At 61.4% G+C, this 21,298-nt stretch carries 14 protein-coding genes; 8 read left to right on the top strand and 6 right to left on the bottom strand.

All coding sequences use genetic code 11. From position 1 onward, the window contains the following. Positions 1 to 4: 4 nt before the first annotated feature. Positions 5 to 2,104, bottom strand: coding sequence for an efflux transporter outer membrane subunit (locus ACFSNN_RS22095; RefSeq protein WP_134455733.1), 2,100 nt, complete (start codon positions 2,102 to 2,104; stop codon positions 5 to 7). A gap of 372 nt (positions 2,105 to 2,476) precedes the next feature. On the opposite strand from ACFSNN_RS22095, the gene ACFSNN_RS22090 reads away from it, so the two are divergent. The 5 genes from ACFSNN_RS22090 (at position 2,477) to ACFSNN_RS22070 (ending at position 6,813) form a co-directional block, all read left to right on the top strand. Then, entirely contained in the window at positions 2,477 to 2,719 is a 243-nt protein-coding gene (locus ACFSNN_RS22090; protein WP_134455732.1) for a hypothetical protein, read from the top strand. Positions 2,720 to 2,755: 36 nt separating this feature from the next. Continuing rightward, positions 2,756 to 3,217, top strand: a complete 462-nt coding sequence (locus ACFSNN_RS22085; protein WP_134455731.1) for a carboxymuconolactone decarboxylase family protein — start codon at positions 2,756 to 2,758, stop codon at positions 3,215 to 3,217. 69 nt (positions 3,218 to 3,286) lie between these two features. Then, the gene (locus ACFSNN_RS22080; protein WP_134455730.1) at positions 3,287 to 3,694 is read left to right on the top strand and encodes a cupin domain-containing protein; all 408 of its coding nucleotides are present in this window, start codon (positions 3,287 to 3,289) and stop codon (positions 3,692 to 3,694) included. Positions 3,695 to 3,874: 180 nt separating this feature from the next. Further along, positions 3,875 to 5,083, top strand: a complete 1,209-nt coding sequence (locus ACFSNN_RS22075) for an NAD(P)/FAD-dependent oxidoreductase (protein ID WP_134455729.1) — start codon at positions 3,875 to 3,877, stop codon at positions 5,081 to 5,083. Between the two features lie 692 nt (positions 5,084 to 5,775). Next, positions 5,776 to 6,813 carry a LysR family transcriptional regulator gene (locus tag ACFSNN_RS22070; protein ID WP_134455728.1) on the top strand — a complete coding sequence of 346 codons (1,038 nt, stop codon included), beginning with the start codon at positions 5,776 to 5,778 and terminating at the stop codon, positions 6,811 to 6,813. Between the two features lie 131 nt (positions 6,814 to 6,944). On the opposite strand, the gene ACFSNN_RS22065 is transcribed toward ACFSNN_RS22070, so the two are convergent. Further along, entirely contained in the window at positions 6,945 to 7,598 is a 654-nt protein-coding gene (locus tag ACFSNN_RS22065; protein WP_377690001.1) for an EF-hand domain-containing protein, read from the bottom strand. 493 nt (positions 7,599 to 8,091) lie between these two features. Here ACFSNN_RS22065 and ACFSNN_RS22060 point away from each other — a divergent pair, with 493 nt between their 5' ends. Both ACFSNN_RS22060 and flgE read left to right on the top strand, forming a co-directional pair. Further along, entirely contained in the window at positions 8,092 to 8,697 is a 606-nt protein-coding gene (locus ACFSNN_RS22060) for a hypothetical protein (RefSeq protein ID WP_134455726.1), read from the top strand. 8 nt (positions 8,698 to 8,705) lie between these two features. Further along, complete coding sequence (gene flgE, locus ACFSNN_RS22055; RefSeq protein ID WP_134455725.1) at positions 8,706 to 9,938, top strand: flagellar hook protein FlgE; 1,233 nt, start codon at positions 8,706 to 8,708, stop codon at positions 9,936 to 9,938. Positions 9,939 to 10,078: 140 nt separating this feature from the next. Here the strand turns inward: flgE and ACFSNN_RS22050 are convergent, their stop codons facing one another. Next, the gene (locus ACFSNN_RS22050; RefSeq protein ID WP_134455724.1) at positions 10,079 to 11,134 is read right to left on the bottom strand and encodes a sugar ABC transporter substrate-binding protein; all 1,056 of its coding nucleotides are present in this window, start codon (positions 11,132 to 11,134) and stop codon (positions 10,079 to 10,081) included. Positions 11,135 to 11,529: 395 nt separating this feature from the next. Here ACFSNN_RS22050 and ACFSNN_RS22045 point away from each other — a divergent pair, with 395 nt between their 5' ends. After that, positions 11,530 to 17,037, top strand: coding sequence for a trifunctional serine/threonine-protein kinase/ATP-binding protein/sensor histidine kinase (locus tag ACFSNN_RS22045; RefSeq protein ID WP_377689998.1), 5,508 nt, complete (start codon positions 11,530 to 11,532; stop codon positions 17,035 to 17,037). 267 nt (positions 17,038 to 17,304) lie between these two features. On the opposite strand, the gene guaA is transcribed toward ACFSNN_RS22045, so the two are convergent. From guaA to guaB, 3 genes are all read right to left on the bottom strand, one after another. Then, positions 17,305 to 18,888 (bottom strand): glutamine-hydrolyzing GMP synthase, encoded by a 1,584-nt coding sequence (gene guaA, locus ACFSNN_RS22040; RefSeq protein ID WP_134455723.1) that lies wholly within the window; start codon positions 18,886 to 18,888, stop codon positions 17,305 to 17,307. A 203-nt stretch (positions 18,889 to 19,091) separates the two neighbouring features. Beyond that, positions 19,092 to 19,829, bottom strand: a complete 738-nt coding sequence (locus tag ACFSNN_RS22035; protein ID WP_134455722.1) for a hypothetical protein — start codon at positions 19,827 to 19,829, stop codon at positions 19,092 to 19,094. A 6-nt stretch (positions 19,830 to 19,835) separates the two neighbouring features. Next, positions 19,836 to 21,296, bottom strand: a complete 1,461-nt coding sequence (gene guaB / locus ACFSNN_RS22030) for an IMP dehydrogenase (protein ID WP_012433424.1) — start codon at positions 21,294 to 21,296, stop codon at positions 19,836 to 19,838. Positions 21,297 to 21,298: the final 2 nt, after the last annotated feature.

Here is a 21,298-nt window from a genome sequence, read left to right as displayed (position 1 = left end):
CGGCTCAGCGCACAGCAAGGACCGGCGCGCCGGGTGCCGAGGCATTGGCGCGCGGCGCCGCCGCGGCGGCTGTGTTCGGCTCGTCGACGAAACCGCCGCCCAACGCGGACGCCAATGCAATCTGCTGATCCCGGCGGTTCATGCGCAGATTCGCGACGGCCTGATCGGCGGACAGTGCGTTCAGGTCGACGTTCAGAACGGTCAGTTGATTCGTGAGGCCGGCCTTGTATTGAATAAGCGCGAGTTCGTCGGCTTGGCGGGCCGCTTCCTGCGCGGTCTGCGCATCGACGAGTTGCGCATCCGTCGAATGCATGTCCGCAAGTTGCGTGGCGACTTCGCTCAGCGCGGTCACGAGCGTCTGGTTATAGGCCGCGACGGCATAATCAAACTCGGCGTAGCGGCCCTTTAGCTGCGCGCGCAATTCGCCTGCGTCGAAGATCGGCAGGTGAATGGCGGGACCGACCGACGCCGTGCGGCTCGCCGCCGTCAGAAAGCGGCCGAAGCCGAACGCATCGAGCCCGATTGCGGCACTGAGGTTGATGTCGGGATAAAACTCCGCTTTCGCTTCTTTCACGTCGTGCGCCATCGCATCGATGCGCCAACGCGCGGCCACGATTTCCGGGCGGCGACTCACGAGATCAGCGGGCAGGTTGTCGGGCAGGCGCACTTCGTCGCCCGCGCCGAGCGTTGGGCGTGCAATCTGCAAACCACGATCCGGACCCGCGCCAAGCAGCGCGGCGATCTGATAGCACGTCGTGAGGATTCGTCCGTCGAGCGATTTCAAAGAGGCGCGACTTGTCGCAAGATTGGCTTGCGCTGTCTTGCGCTCCACTTCCGTGTCGAGACCAGTCGCAATCCGCCCTGCGGTAATGCGGTCGATCCGCTCGCGCTGCGTGATTTCCGTTCGCGCGATATCGCGCAGCACGTACAGGCGCGCAAGCTGGTTGTAGACGCGGGCAATCGACGTCGTCAATGTCAGCTTGACGACTTGCGCATCGGCCTGGCTCGCCTGAGACTGCGAGATTGCCGCTTTCAGCGCTTCGCGGTTCTTGCCCCACAGATCGAGATCAAAGGAGGCGCCCAGCACGCCCCTGTTCTCCGTCTGCCATGAGCCGCCAAACGGAGGCGGCAGGAACGTCGTATTCGACAACTGTTCGCGAGTGAGTGAATAGCTGGCATCAACACGCGGCATCGTGCTCGCCTTCTCCGTCTCGGTGTAGGCAAAGGCGGCTGCCACGCGGGCACGCGCCTGGTCGAGCGTCGGGTTGCTGCCCAATGCTTCGTTGATCAGCAAGCTCAGTTGCGCATCGCCAAACTGGTCAGCCCAATTGGCGGCAGGCCAATGGCCTTGCTCGGCGGGAAGGCTTTGCCGCGTTGCGAACTGCTGCGGCTCGGCCGTTTTCGCTTCGCCGTGGATGCCTGCATAGTTCACGCAAGCCGATAGCGCCGCCGTGAATATCAAAGACAGAGCCGGTTTCGCTGCGCCTGACGCACGCCGTCTCGCGTTTGACTGAATGCTCATTCTCTCGCCCATCAGATAGTTGCGTAAGAAGTTCCGCGTGGAAAAGCGCGTGGCACACTCGCTGCGAAGCTGGCGACACAAGGCGCGCGTTAGCCGCTGAACATCCCGAAGAACCGGCGCCGCGAAATCGCGGCAACTGTCTTCCGCCAGCGCAAACAGCGTCTTGACACCTGCCCATGGATTCCTCAGGCATCGACGCACCTGCTGACTACGCCCGGAGCCCAGCACACACCACGTGCAGAAGTGTTCGCAGTTATTGGTCAACAATCGATATCGGTCTTCGCCGAGACGGGACTGGGCTCTCTCCACCGCTTCGATTCCGCTATAAACAGCGTCCGGTTCAGGCTGAATCTTTATCCCGTTCCCCGCCGCAAAGTCGCGCAGCGCAATATATTCAACGGGCCGGCGTTTGACGGATTGAAGAAAGCCTCCGTAGTGAATGACGAGTCCATTCCCTGCATATATTCCATGGTGCGTATAGCCTTCCCGCTCACTCACGAGATGAGCGCCGACCTCGATGCAGCCATTTGTTCGGGCCGACGCCGGCGACGTTGCAAGGCAATCAATCTCTGCGGTTTCCATGACGAACCACCCATGTCGTATCTGCAATGAATTCAGTACCACCAGCGAGCAGATTCGCTTTGTCGTCACACAGCGTTGGTAACGCAAGATTCGCGATTCCGGCGCCGCAGATCCGGCTTCAGAGAATGCCGCTGAATGAGAGTGCGATGGCAAGTCCGACAATGACCATGGATATCGTGATCCAGCCGACCAGCATCAACAGAGGTGCGAGACGAAACATAGTGCTCTCCACAAGCGACCTCGACGACCCGTCAACTCCGTTGAGTCACCGCGCTGCCATGGTGGAAATCATAGGTGCCGGCTTCCTGCGGTGGTAGATACGTATAGGGACACGCTCCGTTTCCGCGTGGGCACCAGTGGACGCCGACCGCTATGTATTACGACCGCTACCGCAGGTGTCGCCACTGCCGCCTATGCGACATCATCGCCAACAGCGAGATGCTCGCTGGCATCTCGACCGGCGCATCGATCAATGCGCTCTTCGGTACGCACCCGTCTGCTTTTGATTGGTGCCAAAGGGGCAACACCGTGAGCCCATTTGCACGTCTAGCGCGCTACGCCGCGCCGGCCTACGATACCTCCACGCGGCGCACTGCCGCTTACGACATCCGCTAACAGTGGATATTTACCGTCGTCGTTCAGGAGATGTTCATGACCCAGCGTATCAACTACATCCAGCAATCGCCGGAACTCTTCAAGAAATTCCTCGAATTCAGCAATCAGCTGAAGGACTGCGTGCTCGAAGAGTCGATCCGCGACCTCGTTTCGGTGCGGGCGTCACAGATCAACGGCTGCGGCTTTTGCGTCGATATGCACGTGAAGGAAGCACGCTTGCACGGAGAGCGCGAACTGCGTCTGCACCATGTCGCGATCTGGCGCGAGTCGACGCTTTTCGCACCGCGTGAGCGCGCCGCGCTCGCGTGGACTGAAGCTCTGACGAAGCTTGCCGAACATGGCGTTTCCGACGATATCTACCAGCACGTGCGCACCCAGTTCTCCGAGAAGGAACTGTCGGACCTGACGTTCGAAGTGATGGCGATCAACGGGTGGAATCGCGCGAGCATCGCGTTCAAGGCCGTGCCGGGTTCGGCCGACAAGGCGAATCTCGCCTGAGCGCTCGATGTGTTCCGGTCTCCGTCATCGTCGTCCCGCGCACGGCTCGCGCCATTTGGAATGCACACCATGTCCACCCTGAAGAACACCGCTATCGCCGTGCTGGCTCTCGCCGGCATGCTCGTCGGCACGGCTCGCGCCGCCGCTCCCGAAGCCGTTGTCAGCCCACTGTTCAATAAGCCGCTCGACGATTATCCCGGCAAGGAAGCCGTGATGATCACCGTGACTTATCCGCCGGGTTCGGTCGATCCCGTGCACCGGCATCATGCGCACGCGTTCGTTTATGTTCTCGAGGGTTCGATCGTGATGCAGGTCAAAGGCGGCAAGGAAGTGACGCTGACGCCCGGACAGACCTTCTATGAAGGCCCGAACGATGTGCACGTGGTCGGGCGCAACGCAAGCCAGACTAAACCTGCGAAGTTCATTGTGCTTCTTTTGAAGGACAAGGGCGCGCCCGTTCTCGTGCCAGAGAAGTGAGTGCTTTGGGGCAGCGGCGCTTTTGATCCGCAAGCGTTCGCCTCGTAGGGCACTGGCGTTATTCCGGCGATGCGTCACCGAACCGTAGTGTGATTGATCAATGCGTAACGAAGCAGAGTATCGGTTGTCGTGAGTTCGCTACTTGTCGTTGAATCCGCAACTCTCCAATAGAGGCAAATCATGTCGCAGAAGATTCTGATTGTGGGTGCCGGCTTCGCCGGCGTGTGGGGTGCGCTAGGCGCGGCTCGCGTACTCGATGCTGCAAGAGTATCGTCCCGCGACGTTGAAATCACCCTGATTTCAACGAAGCCGGAACTGCAGATCCGGCCACGCCTGTACGAAAGCGAGCCCACGCGGATGGCCGCTCCGCTGCTGCCGCTGCTTGAAGCCATCGGTGTGGGCTTTGTCGAGGGTGTTGTCGACGAAATTAGCGTCGCCGACAAGACCGTGCGCGTGGTGGCCGCAAATGGGCACGAGCGCACGCTCGCGTACGACCGGCTGCTGCTGACAAGCGGCAGCAAACTGAACAGACCGCCGGTGCCGGGGCTTGCGGATCATGCCTTTTCCGTCGATTGCATCGAGGACGCCGTCGTACTCGAACACCACCTGGAAGAGTTGGCGAAACTGCCGGATTCACCCGCCCGCAACACCGCTGTCGTGGTGGGATGCGGCTTCACGGGGATCGAGGTCGCGACCGAGTTGCCTGCGCGAATGCGCAAGCTGTTTGGCCCTGATGCCGCTATCAGGGTCGTCGTTGTCGGCTCTCAGCCGGAGATTGGCCCCGACCTCGGACCTAATCCCCGCCCGTTCGTATCTGAAGCCTTCGACTCACTCGGCGTCGAGGCCGTGCTTGGATCGGGCGTGGTGTCGATTGACGTGGATGGGGCTCGCACAGCATCGGGAGCGCATATCGAGGCCAAGACCGTGATCTGGGCGGGAGGCATGCGCGCCAGTTCATTGGCTGCGCAGGTTTCCTCGCATCTTGATTCGCTGGGACGCGTTGAGGTGGCCTCGGATCTTCGCGTGCCGCAAGCACCCGACGTGTTTGTGGCGGGTGATGTGGCGCGAGCGCGGTGCGACGATGACGGACGATACGCATTAATGTCCTGTCAGCACGCTATCGTGATGGGGCAATTCGGCGGACACAATGTCGCCGCGGACCTGATTGGCGTTCCGACTCTCGAATACCGGCAGCCGTTTTATGCCACTTGCCTCGACCTCGGCGAATGGGGTGCTATCTATTCGGAAGGCTGGGATCGGCAGATCAAATTGACGCACACCGAAGGCAAGGCGCGTAAGCAGATCATCAACACGCAGTGGATCTATCCGCCAGCGCCAAATCGCAATGAGGCATTGGCTGCGGGGAACCCGCAAGCGTCCTTTGGCTGATCTCCGGCGCCGAGTTCGCGGATGCAGGGTTGCCAGGCGCGGCAGCGGCGATGAATGTTTACAACAAACAATCGCGCGCCGCTGTCGCCCGAAGCAGCATCTACTCAACTTCTGCTTATCACGCAGCATGTGATGTCATTCGACGCGGACCTGACATGCCGCTACGGCAGGTCTGGAGAACCGCTCGTGACGAAGAGCCCTTTTCACGTCGTTACCGCAAGGCCTTGCGATCCAAACGTATTCTCTCCCAGAGGCATCTCCGTGCGAGAACCCAAGTCAAAGCAGTCACATGAACGCTTCCAAAACCTTGCTTGCGATGTGCGCGAATCTCCAGTAACGGAATTGCGCGCGTTCGTATAGTTAAACCAGAATGTGACGACATGTACATAGACATGCGTCCTGCATTGACTCATCAGGCGATGTTCCCAGTCCTTCATCTAGTTTTTTCTTCGCGCAACCTCTTCTGACCCGGAGTCGCGAGAGGCACTTCGCTTTCTTTCAAAGGCACTTGTCTGCGCCTGTACGCGGCGATAAGACTCTGCAAATCCCGTCATACAAAGTGAAATCGCAGTATCACCATCCGCGCAATTCCAAATCAGTTAAAAAAAAACCTGACACCCGTGTGACGACGGCGCACACGCCACAAAACACGTGAACTCAGGTCGCATCGAATTTCTTTTTGGGGTTAAAGAATGAATCATTCGGACACGTCGGACCGTTGCCTTCGCCTCGGTTTGCCGAATCGCGCTGACGCGCTGTCCACCAGTATCGCCGCGAGCTATACGGGCATCATGGCATTCATGGCGGTGGCGAGCGAAGGGAGCTTCGCCAAGGCCGGCGAACGTCTGGGCGTAGGCAGATCGGCTGTGAGCCGCAACGTCCAGAAGCTCGAAACGCAGTTGAGTACGCGGCTATTCCTGCGCACCACGCGCAACACGCAACTGACGCGTGAAGGCCAGCGGTTCTTCGAGAACTGCCACCAGGGTGTCTCGCACCTCGTGGAGGCGATGAACGACATGCTGGAGCTTCGCGAGGGACCGCCTCGCGGCCTGGTGCGCATCAGCTCGACGGTGGGCTTCGGAAGGAAAGTGGTAGCGCCGCTGTTGGAAAAGTTTGTCAAGGCCTACCCCGACATCGCCATCGATCTGCTGCTCGACGACCGGCCGACGGACTTTACCTCCGAACGGATCGACGTTGCATTCCGCGATGGGCGCATCGAGGATTCGAGCATCATCGCGAGGCAGCTGATTCCGATGCAGATGGCGCTCTGCGCCGCACCATCCTACGCGGCGGCGCACGGCCTGCCGCATACGCTGGAAGAGCTATGCCGGCATGATTGCATCAACTTCCGCTTCTCCAGCGGGCGGGTGTTCGAATGGGAGTTCAAGGTCGATGGGCGTGTGCGCAAATACCTGCCTACGGCCCATTTCACATTCAACGATGCCGATCTGGTCTTGCACGCGGTTCTGCAGGGCTCCGGCATTGCGCAAATGGCCGGCTATCAGGTCAGCAATCACATTGTTGCCAAACAACTCGTCGTGGCGTTGTCCGGATATGCGCCCGACGATCGCGGCCACTACATCTGTTACCTGAACCGACAACACCTGCCGACGCGCACCCGTGTATTTATCGACTTCATGGCCGCCCAGGTCCGCGCACTCGATCTCAATTGCCTCAGCGGATTTAACGCCACCGCAATCCGGCCTTCGACGGAGGGGATCGCGGCGTGAGTCTGGATTCGTGGTTCTGCGCGGCCGGCGCAATTCTGCTCTGGGCGTCCGTCGCGACGCCGGCCTTGTGCGCGTGAATGGCATATGCCCTTGCGGACAATGGCATTCGGTACCGTTGACCCGTTCGTGAATCATCGACCGCTGCCGGAGTTTGATGCTCGGCTGCCAGTATCCAGCTCCATTGCGAGACTGCCAAGGACCAGACCCGCGTCTACCGAAACCGGGCTGCTTTCCGGCGGCGAGACGGTCATACTTCCGTTCGGATCAGCGCTCTTCTGGAATTGCCCGACCCTGGCTTTCATCTGGTCAACGAAGTCAGCGGTGTTGAATGGATTGGGCAAACTATCCTCCAGTTCCCGCGCTGAAACAGAACCATCGCCGTTTTCATCCATGGCTTTGTACATTGCGACAGCCTGAGCATTCGTCCCGCCGCCGGCAACCACTTGCTTCCCAAGCTCGGACAACGAGATCGTGCCGTCGCTGTTTTGATCCGTCTCGACCATAACCTCATTTTTGTAGCTCGCCACAAAAGATCCGAGCGTCAGGGTAAAGCCCTTTTTTTCCAACTCGCTGATGGCAACCGCATTCTCTTGCGTGATCTCGGCATTTTCTCGAGCGTTTTGTACCGATGCGCTCTGCGCATCCTTGATCAAATTCGCGCCGGCTCCGGCATCGACTGAAAACTGCCCACTGCTTCCCGCGACCGAATGCTGCTGCTTCGAATGATTCGCTTCCTGATTGACGAAGTTCGAATAAAACGACGACAACGACGGAATCACGGCCATCGACCCCTCCAATGTGGTTGAGAAAAAGTGTGTGAAGCCTGCTTTCGGCGTTGATTGCGACAAGAGCTTCGCAAGCACATTGCACGGAATTTGCGACAAGCACATGCCGGTATCCTACTGTAGCCACCGCGGCCATAGAGTCTTATTAATCCAACGGGCGATCAAAATATTCCATTCACTTTTTTGCTCATTAGAGAGCTCAGCTGGAAGTCGCGCTGGTCAAAGACGCAGGCGGAAACAGCGCCTGGCGAGACGCACCTCGCGGTCGAACATTCAGGTTTTGCAGCCGTTCGACGTGCCCTTGCGAACTGTTGTTGTACTAGCATAGCAACGCATTGCGTGCCATGAGACTGCTCAGCCTGAATGTATGCAGAGGCACGGCAATAAGTGCGAGAAAGGCGAAGGTGTCGCAAACATCTCAGACGCAACATGGCCCATCGCAGATACCGTCATTGTCTGGGTTAGCGACCCGCCCTCACGAATCGAGAGACCGATGCGTGCAACCGAAACGTCCGCGTTCATTGAACAATCGCGCTTCAATTTTTTCGACACAGAACAAAGCATGCGAGCGCAGTTTTTTCCCGCTTCCGGTACTGTATCCAGATACGACTGCAACGGCAGCGCGCCTGAGCCGATCAAACTCATCGGTTCGGCTTGTTCCGGTTCGATATGGGAAGGTTTCGACACACGTCCGCTTTGCGTGGACCGATGGAATGTCGATTTACGCGGCCCATGCTTCGAGGCGGATACGGAGAGTAATGACGGAATCATCGACACACTCAGTCTCTCCGTCACAACCATCGCGATGTCCAATTACCCGATTAAAACAACGGGCTACCTTTACGACGGACATGGCAACCGACATCTAGGGTTATTGGACTTGAGGTACATCGGCCAGAAGCTGCCGCGGACGCTGAGCTTTTCTCTCGCCGAGCACGGCTTTCCCATATCCACGCGGATTGAAATTCGTTTTAGTGTCGATGGCGGAGGTTCACCGCTTATTCCTCGTCCGCCGACGGTGACAAGTGTCGGAATACTGATCACGGAAAGGCGCCGCTGCGCGGCAACGCCCACGTTGAACGAAGCTTCCCAATACTGAGGTGACTCATGAGCTATCAAACCGGCCTTAGCGGCCTCTCCGCGGCCTCGACGGACCTCGATGTGATCGGCAATAACATCGCGAATGCGAACACCGTCGGGTTCAAAAGCTCGACGGCGCAGTTCGCCGACATGTATGCCAACGCGGTGATGACCGCGGCCAATAACCAGGTGGGTATCGGCACGCGCTTATCCACGGTCGAACAGGACTTCAGTAACGGTACGTTTACGAAGACCGATCGGCCACTGGACATTGCGATAAACGGAAATGGATTCTTCCAGCTGTCCAACAACGGCGCCCTGGTCTACTCGCGCAATGGCGTGTTCCATCTCGACAAAAGCGGGGTAATTGAGAATGCTCAAGGACTGCCATTGATGGGTTACTCCCCCGGACCCGACGGGAAAATGAATACGGGCAGCGTTGGGCCGATCATGGTCTCGTCCGCTAGCCTGCCGCCCACGGCGACAAAAACCATTTCGGCTGCGTTCAACCTCGACTCTCAGGATCCGGTCTCGACGAACCCGTTCAATCCATCCGATCCCAGCAGCTATAGCTACGGCCAGCCCATGTCGGTCTATGACTCGCTGGGTGGGAGCCAATCCATTAACGTCTATTTCGTAAAGAAGGCAACCGGTTCATACGACGTCTACGGAACCAGCGGAAATCCACCCGCACCTGTGGGCCCCAATCCTTCTGGAAGCATGGGCACCATCACGTTCGACACTTCAGGCCATCTCACGTCACCAAATGCATCCGCTCTGACATTCAACATTCCCAACGCCGCGGACAACGGCGCCACGACCCAGAATCTGACGTTGAACCTGACTGGCACGACACAATATGCCGGCAAGAATGGCGTAACCCAGCTGCTACCGGACGGCAATAGCTCGGGGCAACTGACGGCGTTCTCCGTAGGTGAAGACGGCACGTTGACCGGATCTTATTCGAACGGCGCCACGCTAGTGCTCGGTCAGGTCGCCCTCGCAACCTTCAGCAATCCAAATGGTCTTGCGAACATGGGAAACAACCTCTATGCCCAAACGGGAGATTCCGGCGCGGCGCAAGTATCGAGTCCCGGCTCGACCAATCACGGCGTTCTCCTCGGTGGACAAACGGAGGACTCGAACGTTGACTTGACACACCAACTGGTCGACCTGATAACCGCGCAGCGTAATTACCAGGCGAATTCACAGACAATCAAGACTCAACAGACAGTCGACCAGGCGCTCATCAACCTGTAAGTCGGCGCAGCTATAAACGGCGGTCGACAGATGCGCAACGGGCCGCCCCCTGATCATGACGTTGCTCACGCATCTTGTCGCCGGCGTGGCCTGCCGCCCTTTATGCAGACAAAAAGCCCAAGGCGATAGCCAGCGCGCTATCAACGGTACTGGCCCGCGTACTTCACCACTTTGTCCAGATTGGCCTTTGTAATGAAGCTCGGTCCCGAGCGAATGTTCTTCGGCCCATACGACGGTTCGAGGCCGTACATCTCCAACCGCGCTTTGAATTTCGCATTCTCTTTGAGCGCCTGGCGGATCTTGACGGGGTCGGTGGTGTGCTCCTTCTTCGCGATCGCGAGGACCGCCACCGCCATATATCCCTGAAGATAGGGCTGCTGGTCGATCGCGAAAGCAATCGTCCCATCCCGAATGGCCTTTGCGATTTCGTCGGAGAAATCGAACGTGCAGAAAAAAATCTTGCCCGCGATGCCCATCTGGTCGATAGCCTTGAGCGTCGCCGACGCAGGCGGCGGCCCGAGCGTGAGGATCGCATCCGTTTTCGGATGGTTGCGCAAATAGGCGCTGACCTTCGATTGGATCTCGGTCGGGTCCTGGCCCGAGTCGATCGTGGAAGTCTTGTAGTCGGCGCCGATCGCATCCGCGAAACCACGGCAACGGTCGAATGAAACCGGATTGGTCGCGAAGTGGTTCACGCACAGGAACGTCTTCACGCCCGCGGCTCTGGCTTTCTCGCCGGCCGCCTTGCCCGCCAGATATTCGGGCTGACCAATGTGCATGATCGCGGCGAGTTGCGCGCTTTGTTCATTGGTGCCGGAGTTGATCGTCACGAGCGCGATCTTCTTCGCTGTCACCTTTTCGATGGAACTCTTCAGCACGTCGAAGTCGGCGATCGTCGTGATCACGCCATCATAATTGCGCGCCGCCGACTGCTCGATCAGGCGAGACATGTCCGCGAGATCGCCGTTCGGCGGGTTGCGGTAGTCGGTCTCGACGTTGAAGTCCTCATCGGCCTGCTCGATCGCGTTTCTGATCGTGTTCCAGAACGTGTCCGAATCCGGTGCGTGGCTGACCAACACGAAGTGAGCGTCCACCGCGTGCGCCGCAGGCTGCGCCGCAAATCCCGCAGTGAGTGCCAGCGCCGCCACCAGAACCCTGAGCGATGCTCTGGATGCCTTGCCATTGCCGAGTGTCATCGTCGCCACCATTCCGGGTCGATTAGTTTTTGCGGCATACACGCAGCGCGTCATGTACTTGTCATCTGGTCGACTGCACCGCCGCTCGGAGCCTACTTAGGGCAGCTTATGTTGTGGGGGCTATGCGGGAAAAATAGAATAAAGTTATAGCAGGAACACGATCCATTGCCGGCGCGGCCGCATATAGGCATCCGTCTCGAAGCGCCGGTCGCGCTGCGCCCCTTCTGCCGGTCCTGATGCTGACGGCCGAGGTGTATCCTGCGAAATGCCTGCCTCTCCAGCGTGGCGATCACAGGGCAGTCGTGCCGTACACTGCTTTCGCGAACGAACTTCACCTGGGCAGCAACGTGCTGACACGGTGCGGCGGATAACGGCTGCATAGGGTTCGGATGCCGATGGATAACAGCCTTCAGATTGTGTGGAATGACGGCCAGCGAGTCGTCAGTCGAGAACGGCGCGCAGGCGAGGCCGGCGAACGCGACGTCTTGCTTGCGCGGCCCGCCGCCGAACAGCCCCGGCCCGACAGCGCCGATCAACTAGCTCACGAGTTTGGCCTCAAGGACGAACTCGATAGTGCGTGGGCCGTGCGGCCGCTGGAGCTGATGCGCGAAGGTGGCCGGACACTGCTCGTACTCGAGGATCCGGGCGGCGGCCCGCTTGCGCACTTGCTAGGCGCGCCGCTGGACATAGAAGATTCTTTGCGGCTCGCCGTCGGGATTGCCGCGGCGCTGGGGCGGCTTCATCAGCGCGGTCTCGTCCACAAGGATCTCAAGCCCACTCATATCATGGTGAACTGCGCCGACGGCCGCGTGCGGCTCACCGGCTTCGGCCTCGCTTCGCGTCTGCCGCGCGAGCGGCAAGCGCCCGAGCCGCCCGAGACCATCGCGGGCACGCTGGCCTACATGGCGCCCGAGCAGACCGGCCGGATGAACCGCTCGATCGATTCGCGCAGCGACCTCTACGCGCTCGGCGTCACGCTCTACCAGATGCTGACGGGCGCGCTGCCATTCATGGCCGCCGACCCGACTGAATGGGTGCACTGCCATATCGCGAGAAAGCCGGTGGCGCCGAGCGCGCGGCTTGCGACCGTCCCCGCCGCGATTTCCCATATCGTCATGAAGCTGCTCGCCAAGACGGCCGAAGAGCGCTATCAGACCGCCGCCGGGGTCGAGCGCGATCTGCGGGTCTGTCTCGCCGACTGGCAGCGTCAGCGCCGCATCGATGACTTTCCGCTCGGCGAGCACGACACCCCCGACCGGCTGCTCATTCCCGAGAAGCTGTACGGCCGGGAGCACGAAGTCGAGATACTGGTCGCCGCATTCGACCGGATCGTCGGCAGCGGTGTGCCGGAGCTGGTGCTCGTGACCGGCTATTCCGGCATCGGCAAATCCTCGGTCGTCAATGAACTGCACAAGGTGCTGGTGCAGCCGCGGGGACTCTTCGCGGCCGGCAAATTCGACCAGTACAAGCGCGATATCCCCTATGCTACGCTCGTGCAGGCATTCCAAAGCCTCGTGCGGCCGCTGCTCGGCAAGCGCGACGCCGAACTGGCGAGTTGGCGCGACGCGTTGCTCGCGGCGCTGGACGTCAACGCCGGGCTCATGACCGACCTCATTCCCGAGCTGAAGCTCATCATCGGCGAACCGCCTCCCGTCCCGGACCTTGCGCCACAGCAGGCGCAGCATCGCTTCATGCAGGTGTTCCGGCGTTTTATCGGCGTATTCGCCCGTGCCGAACATCCGCTGGCGCTCTTTCTCGACGATCTGCAGTGGCTCGACGCGGCCACGCTCGATTTGCTCGAGGATCTGTTGATCCGCCCGGAGCTGCGATATCTGATGCTGGTCGGCGCCTATCGCGACAATGAGGTCGATGCCACGCATCCGCTGACGGGCAAGCTCCAGGCAATCGGGAACGCCGGCGTCAGGATCAATCAGATCACGCTCGCGCCGCTCGCCCGTGCCCATGTCAGCCAGTTGATCGGCGAAGCACTTCACTGCGAGCCGGCGCGAATCGAGCCTTTGGCGCAACTGGTCCATGAGAAGACCGCGGGCAATCCGTTTTTTGTGATCCAGTTTCTGCATGCACTGGCCGAACGGGATCTACTCAGCTTCGACCACGACGCCGGACAGTGGCGCTGGGATCCCGGCCGCATCCATGCCACGGGTTACACCGACAACATCGTGGATCTCATGGTCGGCAAGCTGAGCCGGCTGCAGGGGCAAACGCAGCAGGCGCTGCAGCAGTTGGCCTGTCTCGGCAACATCGCCGAAATCACGACGCTCTCGACCGTTCTCGGCGTGGAGCCGACGCAGCTCCATGCGGCGTTATGGGAGGCGGTCTGCCAGGAACTGGTCGAGCGGCTGGGCGGCTCGTACCGGTTTGCTCACGACCGGATTCACGAAGCCGCCTATTCATTGATCCCGCCAGCCTCGCGCGCGCAGGCGCATCTGCGGATCGGCCGGCTGCTTGCCGTAGAGACGCCAGCGGAAAACCGCGAGGAAGCGATCTTCGAAATCGTCGGGCAGCTCAATCGCGGCGCGGCCCTGATCACGTCACGCGACGAACGCGAGCGACTGGCCGGATTCAACCTGCTCGCCGCCCAACGCGCCAAAGCGTCGGCGGCCTATGGCTCGGCGCTCACCTATCTGGTCGCCGGTATCGGATTACTGGACGACGATTGCTGGGAGCGCCAGCATGAACTCATCCTCGCGCTGGAATTGAACCGGGCCGCCTGCGAATTTCTGACCGGGCAGCTATCAACCGCCGACGAGCGTCTGGCGTCGCTGTCGCAGCGGGCCGCCACCACGGTCGAACAGGCCAGCGTGGCGTGCCTGCATACGGATGTCTGTACCACGCTCGACCGGAGCGATCGCGCGGTGGCCGTGTGTCTCGACTATTTGCGGCGTGTCGGCTTCGAATGGCCCCCCCATCCGGACGACGAGGCGGTTCGACGCGAATACGAACGCATCGGCTCACAGCTTGGGAAGCGCGCCATCGAGGCCCTCATCGACCTGCCGCTCATGCAGGACCCTGCCTCCCTCGCGACCGCCGAGGTTCTGAGCAAGCTCCTGCCGCCGGCCGTGCAGACGGATGCGAATCTCGCTTCCCTGACGATCTGCAAAGCGGTCAGTTTTAGCCTCGAACGGGGCAATTGCGATGCTTCATGTGTGCCCTATATCATGCTCTGCCGGATCGCCGGGCCGCGATTCGGCGACTACCAGGCCGGCTTTCTCTTCGGCCAGCTCGGCTACGAACTGGTCGAGCGGCGCGGCCTCAAACGCTTCGAGGCGAGCACCTATCACTGCTTCGCGGTATTCGTGGTGCGCTGGATGAAACACGTGCGGGTTTGCCGCAATCTGCTGCGCCGCGCGCTCGAAGCGGCCAACCGGATCGGCGATCTCACGTATGGAGCCTACACCTGCCAACACCTCAACTCGAACCTGCTGTTCGCCGGCGACCCGCTACCCGAGGCGCAAGGAGAAGCCGAGCGCGGCCTTGCGTACGCCGAGAAGGTGCGGTTCGGTCTTGTCATCGACTTCATCAGCACGCAACTCGCGCTGATCCGGATGCTGCGCGGCCAGACCCCGACGTTCGGCTGCCTCGACGACGGGCAGTTCAGTGAGCGTCATATCGAAGAGCATCTGTCGAACAATCCGACCCTCGCGCTCGCCGCGTGCCTGTACTGGATCCGGAAACTGCAGGCGCGCTATCTCGCCGGCGACTATGCCGTCGCCATGGACGCCGCATCGAAGGCGCAACAGCTGCTCTGGACCTCGGCGTCGTTCCTCGAGGAAGCCGAGTTTCACTTTTACGCCGCGCTGGCTCGTGCCGCGTGGTGCGACGCCGTTCCGGGCGGCGAACGAACACAACACCTGAACGCAGTCGCCGCACATCACCGGCAGCTTCGGATATGGGCCGCCAACTGCCCGGAGAATTTCGCCAACCGCGCCGAACTGGTCGGTGCCGAGATGGCGCGAATCGAAGGCCGCGTGCTCGATGCTGAAAACCTTTACGAGCAAGCCATCCGCTCGGCGCAGGAAAGCGGCTTTGTCCACAACGAGGCGCTTGCCTATGAACTCGCGTCACGGTTTTACTCGGCGCGCGGTTTTGCAAGGATCGCGCGTCTCTATCTGCAGGAGGCCCGCTACGGCTACCTGCGTTGGCGCGCCGACGGCAAGGTGCGCCAACTCGAGGAGCGCTTTCCGTACCTGCGAACGGAGGAACTCGCGCCAGGTCCGACCACCACGATCGCAACGCCCGTCGAACGCCTCGACCTCGCGACCGTGATCAAGGTGTCGCAGGCCGCTTCGGGCGACATCGTGCTGGACAAGCTGATCGATATGATCATGCGGACGGCCATCGAACAGGCCGGCGCGCAGCGTGGCCTGCTGATCCGGTCGAACAGCGGCGAACAGTGGATTGCCGCGGAGGCGACGGCCGACGGCGATGCAACCCGGTTGCAAGTGCGCGACATGCCCGTAAGTGCCGCGTCGCTGCCGGAATCGATCCTCTACCACGCCCTTCGCACCCGCGAGAACATCATTCTCGACGATGCCGCAAGCGACTCGCCATTTGCCGCGGATTCCTATATCCGTCGGCATCACGCCCGCTCCGTGCTTTGCCTGCCCTTGATGAATCGGGCGCAACTCACCGGCGTGCTCTACCTCGAAAACAATCTGACCGCCGGCGCCTTCAGCCCCGCCCGGCTCGCGGTGCTAAAGCTGGTGGCCTCGCAGGCGGCAATCTCGCTGGAGAACGCTTATCTGTATCGCGACCTCGCGGAACGCGAAGCGAAGATCCGCCGCCTCGTCGACGCCAACATTATCGGCATCCTGGTCTGGAATGCCGGCGGTGTCATTCTCGAGGCCAACGACGCCTTTCTTCGGATGGTGGGGTATGAGCGGGAAGATCTCGTGTCGGGTCGCGTACGCTGGCGGGACCTGACGCCGCCGGAGTGGCTTCAGGGCAGCGAGAAGGCTCTCGGGGAGGCTGTGCAAACGGGCCGCGCCCCGCCCTACGAGAAGGAATACGTGAGGAAAGACGGCAGCCGTGTGCCCGTCATGGTCGGGTTGGCGACTTTCGAAGCGGGCCGCGAGGAAGGCGTCGCCTTCGTACTCGACCTGAGCGAGCGCAAGCGCGTGGAGGAACAAGCTCGCCAGAACGAGCGGCGCTACCGCGAGGTGCAGGCCGAATTCGCGCACGCCAACCGGGTGGCCACGGTCGGCCAGCTTGCGGCGTCGATCGCTCATGAAGTCAAGCAACCGATCGCCGCAACGGTGGCCAACGCCGGCGCGGCGCTGTTATGGCTAAGCGCGCGACCTCCTGATCTGAGCGAGGCCCGGCAGGCGCTCGAGCGTATCGTCAACGACGGCAGCCGTGCGGGTGACGTGATCAACCGCATCCGCGATCTGATCCGCAAGGCGCCGCCGCGCAAGGAACGGGTGGACATCAACGCAGCGATTCATGAGGTGATCGAACTGACCCGCAGCGAAGCCGCGAGGAGCGGCGCTTCGGTGGAGACGCAGCTCGCGGAGGGCTTGCCGTCCATTGAAGGCGATCGTGTCGAACTGCAACAGGTTCTCCTCAACCTGATCATCAACGCGCTTGAGGCGATGAACGACGTCAGCGACGGCGTACGGCACCTGTTCATCACCACCGTGAAAGTCGACGCCGGCTCCGTGCTCGTGACAGTGCGCGATTCGGGACCGGGCTTCGCTCCGCAGAGCGCCGAGCGCGTGTTCGCGCCGTTCTACACCACGAAGCCCACTGGCCTGGGGATGGGGCTGTCAATCTGCCGTTCTATCATCGAGGCGCATGGCGGTCGATTGTGGGCAAGCGCGAACCTGCCCCGTGGCGCCATCGTTCAATTCACCGTGCCGCCCCATCCAGTCGTTTCGTCGTGATCTCCCGGTGGCGCAAGCGCCCGGCGGGGATGCGTGGCACGCGAGTGGGTGAGCCGCGCGCGCGGCTTGGGATTCACGTAGAACGGCAGTGTCACGTTAAATTGCTCGCGGCGTAATAGAACAAATCGCTATACGGTCAGACGTGCCTTCGGTAGCGACCAGCTATTGTCGGTCTCCATCAGACCGCGCCAGGCAATAAATCCACGATTCCGCGCGGAAAAGCAGGAGGATTTCGATGCTCTGCAGACTACTGCAGAGCAGTCTGAATTACTCCCACTCAATCGTAGCCGGCGGTTTCCCCGAGATGTCGTACACCACCCGGTTAATCCCGCGCACTTCATTAATGATCCGGTTCGACACATGCCCCAGCAGTTCATGCGGCAGATGCGCCCAATGCGCGGTCATGAAGTCCAGCGTCTGCACGGCACGCAGCGCAACGACATACTCGTAAGTCCGCCCGTCGCCCATCACCCCAACGCTCTTCACCGGCAGAAACACCGCAAACGCCTGGCTCGTCAGATCGTACCAGGACTTGCCGGTTTCCTTATCGATGAAAGTGCGCAGCGTCTCGATGAAAATCGCGTCCGCGCGGCGCAGCAGATCCGCGAAATCGCGCTTCACTTCGCCGAGAATCCGTACGCCCAGACCCGGGCCCGGGAACGGGTGGCGGTACACCATGGCCGGCGGCAAACCGAGCTTGACGCCGAGTTCGCGCACTTCGTCCTTGAACAGTTCGCGAAGCGGTTCGAGCAGTTTCAGATTCAGCGTCTCAGGCAGGCCGCCCACGTTGTGGTGGCTCTTGATAGTCTGCGCGCCCTTCTTGCCCTTGCCAGCCGATTCGATCACGTCCGGATAGATCGTGCCTTGCGCCAGCCACTTCGCATCGGTCAGTCGTCCGGCTTCAGCCTGGAACACTTCGACGAATTCCGCGCCGATGATCTTGCGCTTCGCTTCCGGATCGGTCACACCGGCCAGCTTGCGCAGAAACACTTCGCTGGCGTCGACGTGAATCACCTTCACGCCCAGGTGATCGGCGAAGGTCGCCATCACCTGCTCGGCTTCGTTCAAACGCAACAGGCCGTGATCGACGAACACGCAGGTCAGTTGATCGCCGATCGCGCGATGCAACAGCGCCGCGGCCACCGACGAATCCACGCCACCCGACAGCCCCAGAATCACGTGCTCGTTACCGACCTGATCGCGAATCTTCGCGACGGCTTCGTCGATATAGTTGCCCATTTCCCAGTCGGCCCGCGCGCCGCAAATCTGCAGCACGAAACGTTCGAGCATGGCGCGGCCCTGCACGGTGTGCGTGACTTCCGGGTGCCATTGCAGGCCGTAGAAATGGCGCTTTTCGTCGGCCATGGCCGCAATCGGACACGATTCCGTCGACGCCATCAGCGCGAAGCCCGGCGGCATTTCCAGCACCTTGTCGCCGTGGCTCATCCACACCTTCAGCATGCCGTGACCTTCCGGCGTGGTGAAGTCGCTGATGCCTTCCAGCAGGCTCGTGTGATTGCGCGCGCGCACTTCGGCATAACCGAACTCGCGCAGATGCCCGATATCGACCTTGCCGCCGAGCTGCTCGGCCATGGCCTGCATGCCGTAGCAGATGCCGAGCACCGGCACGCCGAGTTCGAACACGGCTTGCGGCACGCGCGGCGTATCGGTTTCGGTGACCGAGCTCGGGCCGCCGGAGAGGATCACGCCCTTCGGCGCGAAGTCGCGAATGAACGACGCATCGACGTCGTACGGATGAATTTCCGAATACACGTTGGCTTCGCGAACGCGACGTGCAATCAGTTGGGTGACTTGCGAACCGAAGTCGAGGATCAGGATCTTGTCATGCATGGCAGCGGACGGAGTCAAAAGTGAGCGGATACGGAATGCCGCGCGCGATGCGAGGCGTTGAATTCAAAGCGGTCCACGTGGGGACGATCGAGCATGAAACGTAACGATGCAGCGGGTTGGCGCGGGCCGCGCCGCGGGTGCTTGCCCACGACGCACGCAAACGGAATCCGGGTGCTTCAGCGGACGGTGTGGCGCGCGGCGCATCAACCATGAAACGGCGGCCGGGGCGCGCCAGGCGCGTCGGCCGCGCCGTTGCGGGCTTCGTCTCGCGCGACGGCGGCTTCTGCCCGCGCTGCGCGTTCGGACGGCGTCAGACTGGCTTCGTCGACCACCGGATGAAGCGGCGCCCCTGCCACGGGACTCACGGAACGGACAGGTCGCGTAACCGGCACGACGGGCTCGACGACCGGCTCGGCGTGATAAACCGGAAAGCCCGCTGTGACATGGCCCGGCTCGCGCCGATTGGCCGCGTTTTTCGCGGCGTCTTTGGCAGCCTGCTTTTCGGCGCGCTCGGCAGCGGCGGCTTCAGCAAGCCGCACTCTTTCACGCCGCCGTACGGCTCCTGCCAGACGCACGCCGCCCAGACCGATTATCAGCAGCACCACGCCCGTCAGCACCGCGACGATCTGCCCGAAACCGGTCAGCGCCGGCGTATGCAGACCGAGCAGCCAGATCAGCATCAGCACGCCGGTCAACCAGTTCACGTGGCCGGTCACCTTGGCGACGGTGGTGGTCAGCGCACCGTCGATCGACGCGTGGAAGGCCAGCCAGGCCAGCCCGATCAGCGCCACGCCAAACCCCTGGCCGACCAGAGCCGGCTGGGTTTGCACCAGAAGCAGCGCGTTGTACAACGAAGTCCACGGCGTCAGCAGAAACAGCAGGCCGAACGCAAGCAACAACAAGGCATCGAGGATGAGTACAGCGCGCAGCAGTGGTTTCATTGGCGTTTAGTCCACGTGGTAGTTGGGCGCTTCCTTGGTGATTTGCACGTCATGCACGTGCGACTCGCGCAAGCCCGCGCCCGTGATCTGCACGAACTCGGCCTTGTCGTTCATCTCGGCGATGGTGCGGCAGCCGCAATAACCCATGCTGGCGCGCACGCCGCCGATCAGCTGGAACAGGATGGCGTTGACCGAACCCTTGTAGGCGACGCGGCCTTCGATACCTTCCGGCACAAGCTTGTCGATGTTCGCGGAGTTGTCCTGGAAGTAGCGGTCCGCCGCGCCGTCCTTCATCGCGCCGACCGAGCCCATGCCACGGTAAGACTTGTACTGGCGGCCCTGATACAGGAACACGTCGCCCGGCGCTTCTTCGGTGCCGGCGAACATGCTGCCCATCATCACGGCATTCGCGCCCGCTGCCAGCGCCTTGCTGACGTCGCCCGAGAAGCGCACGCCGCCGTCGGCGATGACCGGCACGCCCGTGCCCTTCAGCGCTTCGGACACGTTGGAGATCGCGGTGACCTGCGGCACGCCCACGCCGGCGACGATCCGCGTCGTGCAGATCGAGCCCGGGCCGATACCGACCTTCACGCCGTCCGCGCCGTATTCGACGAGCGCCTTGGCGGCCGCCGCGGTGGCGATGTTGCCGCCGATCACCTCGACGTGCGGGAAGTTCTGCTTGACCCACTTGACGCGTTCGAGCACGCCCTGGCTATGGCCGTGCGCGGTATCCACGACGATCACGTCGACGCCCGCCTGCACCAGCAGTTCGACGCGCTCTTCATTGTCCGCGCCCACACCGACCGCCGCGCCCGCGCGCAGCTTGCCGTGTTCGTCTTTACAGGCGTCCGGGTGTTCGGTCTGCTTGGTGATGTCCTTGACGGTCATCAGGCCGCGCAGTTCAAATGCGTCGTTGATGACCAGCACGCGTTCGAGGCGATGGCTGTGCATCAGCGCCTTGGCTTCGGCGAGCGGCGTGCCTTCCTTGACGGTGACGAGGCGCTCGCGCGGCGTCATGATGTTGCGCACCGGCTCGTCCAGACGCTCCTCGAAGCGCAGGTCGCGGTTCGTGACGATACCGATCAGTTGCGCGCCTTCGACAACCGGGAAGCCCGAAATGCCATGCTGCTGCGACAGTGCGATCACGTCGCGCACTTTCATTTGCGGCGGCACCGTGATCGGATCACGCACCACGCCCGATTCGAAGCGCTTGACCTTGGCCACTTCACGCGCCTGTTCGGCTGCGGTGAGATTCTTGTGGATGATGCCCACGCCACCCATTTGCGCCATCGCAATGGCGAGGCGTGCTTCGGTGACGGTGTCCATGGCGGCGGACACGAGCGGCATATTCAGGGAAATGTTGCGGGTCAGCCGGGTCTTGAGGCTGGTGTCGCGCGGCAGAACATCGGAGAAAGCCGGGACGAGGAGCACGTCATCGAACGTGAGTGCTGTTTGGATCAGACGCATGG

The sequence above is a fragment of the Paraburkholderia dipogonis genome (assembly GCF_042680985.1).
GTDB lineage: Bacteria > Pseudomonadota > Gammaproteobacteria > Burkholderiales > Burkholderiaceae > Paraburkholderia > Paraburkholderia phytofirmans.
Note: the sequence above shows the minus strand (reverse complement) of the source record. Positions and strands in the feature narration are given on the sequence as shown.

Excerpts from the sequence above, each read along its gene's own strand:
- ACFSNN_RS22095 (WP_134455733.1), bottom strand. The coding sequence starts at position 2,104 with ATGGAAACCGCAGAGATTGATTGCCTTGCAACGTCGCCGGCGTCGGCC.
- ACFSNN_RS22090 (WP_134455732.1), top strand. The coding sequence starts at position 2,477 with ATGTATTACGACCGCTACCGCAGGTGTCGCCACTGCCGCCTATGCGAC.
- ACFSNN_RS22085 (WP_134455731.1), top strand. The coding sequence starts at position 2,756 with ATGACCCAGCGTATCAACTACATCCAGCAATCGCCGGAACTCTTCAAG.
- ACFSNN_RS22080 (WP_134455730.1), top strand. The coding sequence starts at position 3,287 with ATGTCCACCCTGAAGAACACCGCTATCGCCGTGCTGGCTCTCGCCGGC.
- ACFSNN_RS22075 (WP_134455729.1), top strand. The coding sequence starts at position 3,875 with ATGTCGCAGAAGATTCTGATTGTGGGTGCCGGCTTCGCCGGCGTGTGG.
- ACFSNN_RS22070 (WP_134455728.1), top strand. The coding sequence starts at position 5,776 with ATGAATCATTCGGACACGTCGGACCGTTGCCTTCGCCTCGGTTTGCCG.
- ACFSNN_RS22065 (WP_377690001.1), bottom strand. The coding sequence starts at position 7,598 with ATGGCCGTGATTCCGTCGTTGTCGTCGTTTTATTCGAACTTCGTCAAT.
- ACFSNN_RS22060 (WP_134455726.1), top strand. The coding sequence starts at position 8,092 with ATGCGTGCAACCGAAACGTCCGCGTTCATTGAACAATCGCGCTTCAAT.
- flgE (WP_134455725.1), top strand. The coding sequence starts at position 8,706 with ATGAGCTATCAAACCGGCCTTAGCGGCCTCTCCGCGGCCTCGACGGAC.
- ACFSNN_RS22050 (WP_134455724.1), bottom strand. The coding sequence starts at position 11,134 with ATGACACTCGGCAATGGCAAGGCATCCAGAGCATCGCTCAGGGTTCTG.
- ACFSNN_RS22045 (WP_377689998.1), top strand. The coding sequence starts at position 11,530 with ATGGATAACAGCCTTCAGATTGTGTGGAATGACGGCCAGCGAGTCGTC.
- guaA (WP_134455723.1), bottom strand. The coding sequence starts at position 18,888 with ATGCATGACAAGATCCTGATCCTCGACTTCGGTTCGCAAGTCACCCAA.
- ACFSNN_RS22035 (WP_134455722.1), bottom strand. The coding sequence starts at position 19,829 with ATGAAACCACTGCTGCGCGCTGTACTCATCCTCGATGCCTTGTTGTTG.
- guaB (WP_012433424.1), bottom strand. The coding sequence starts at position 21,296 with ATGCGTCTGATCCAAACAGCACTCACGTTCGATGACGTGCTCCTCGTC.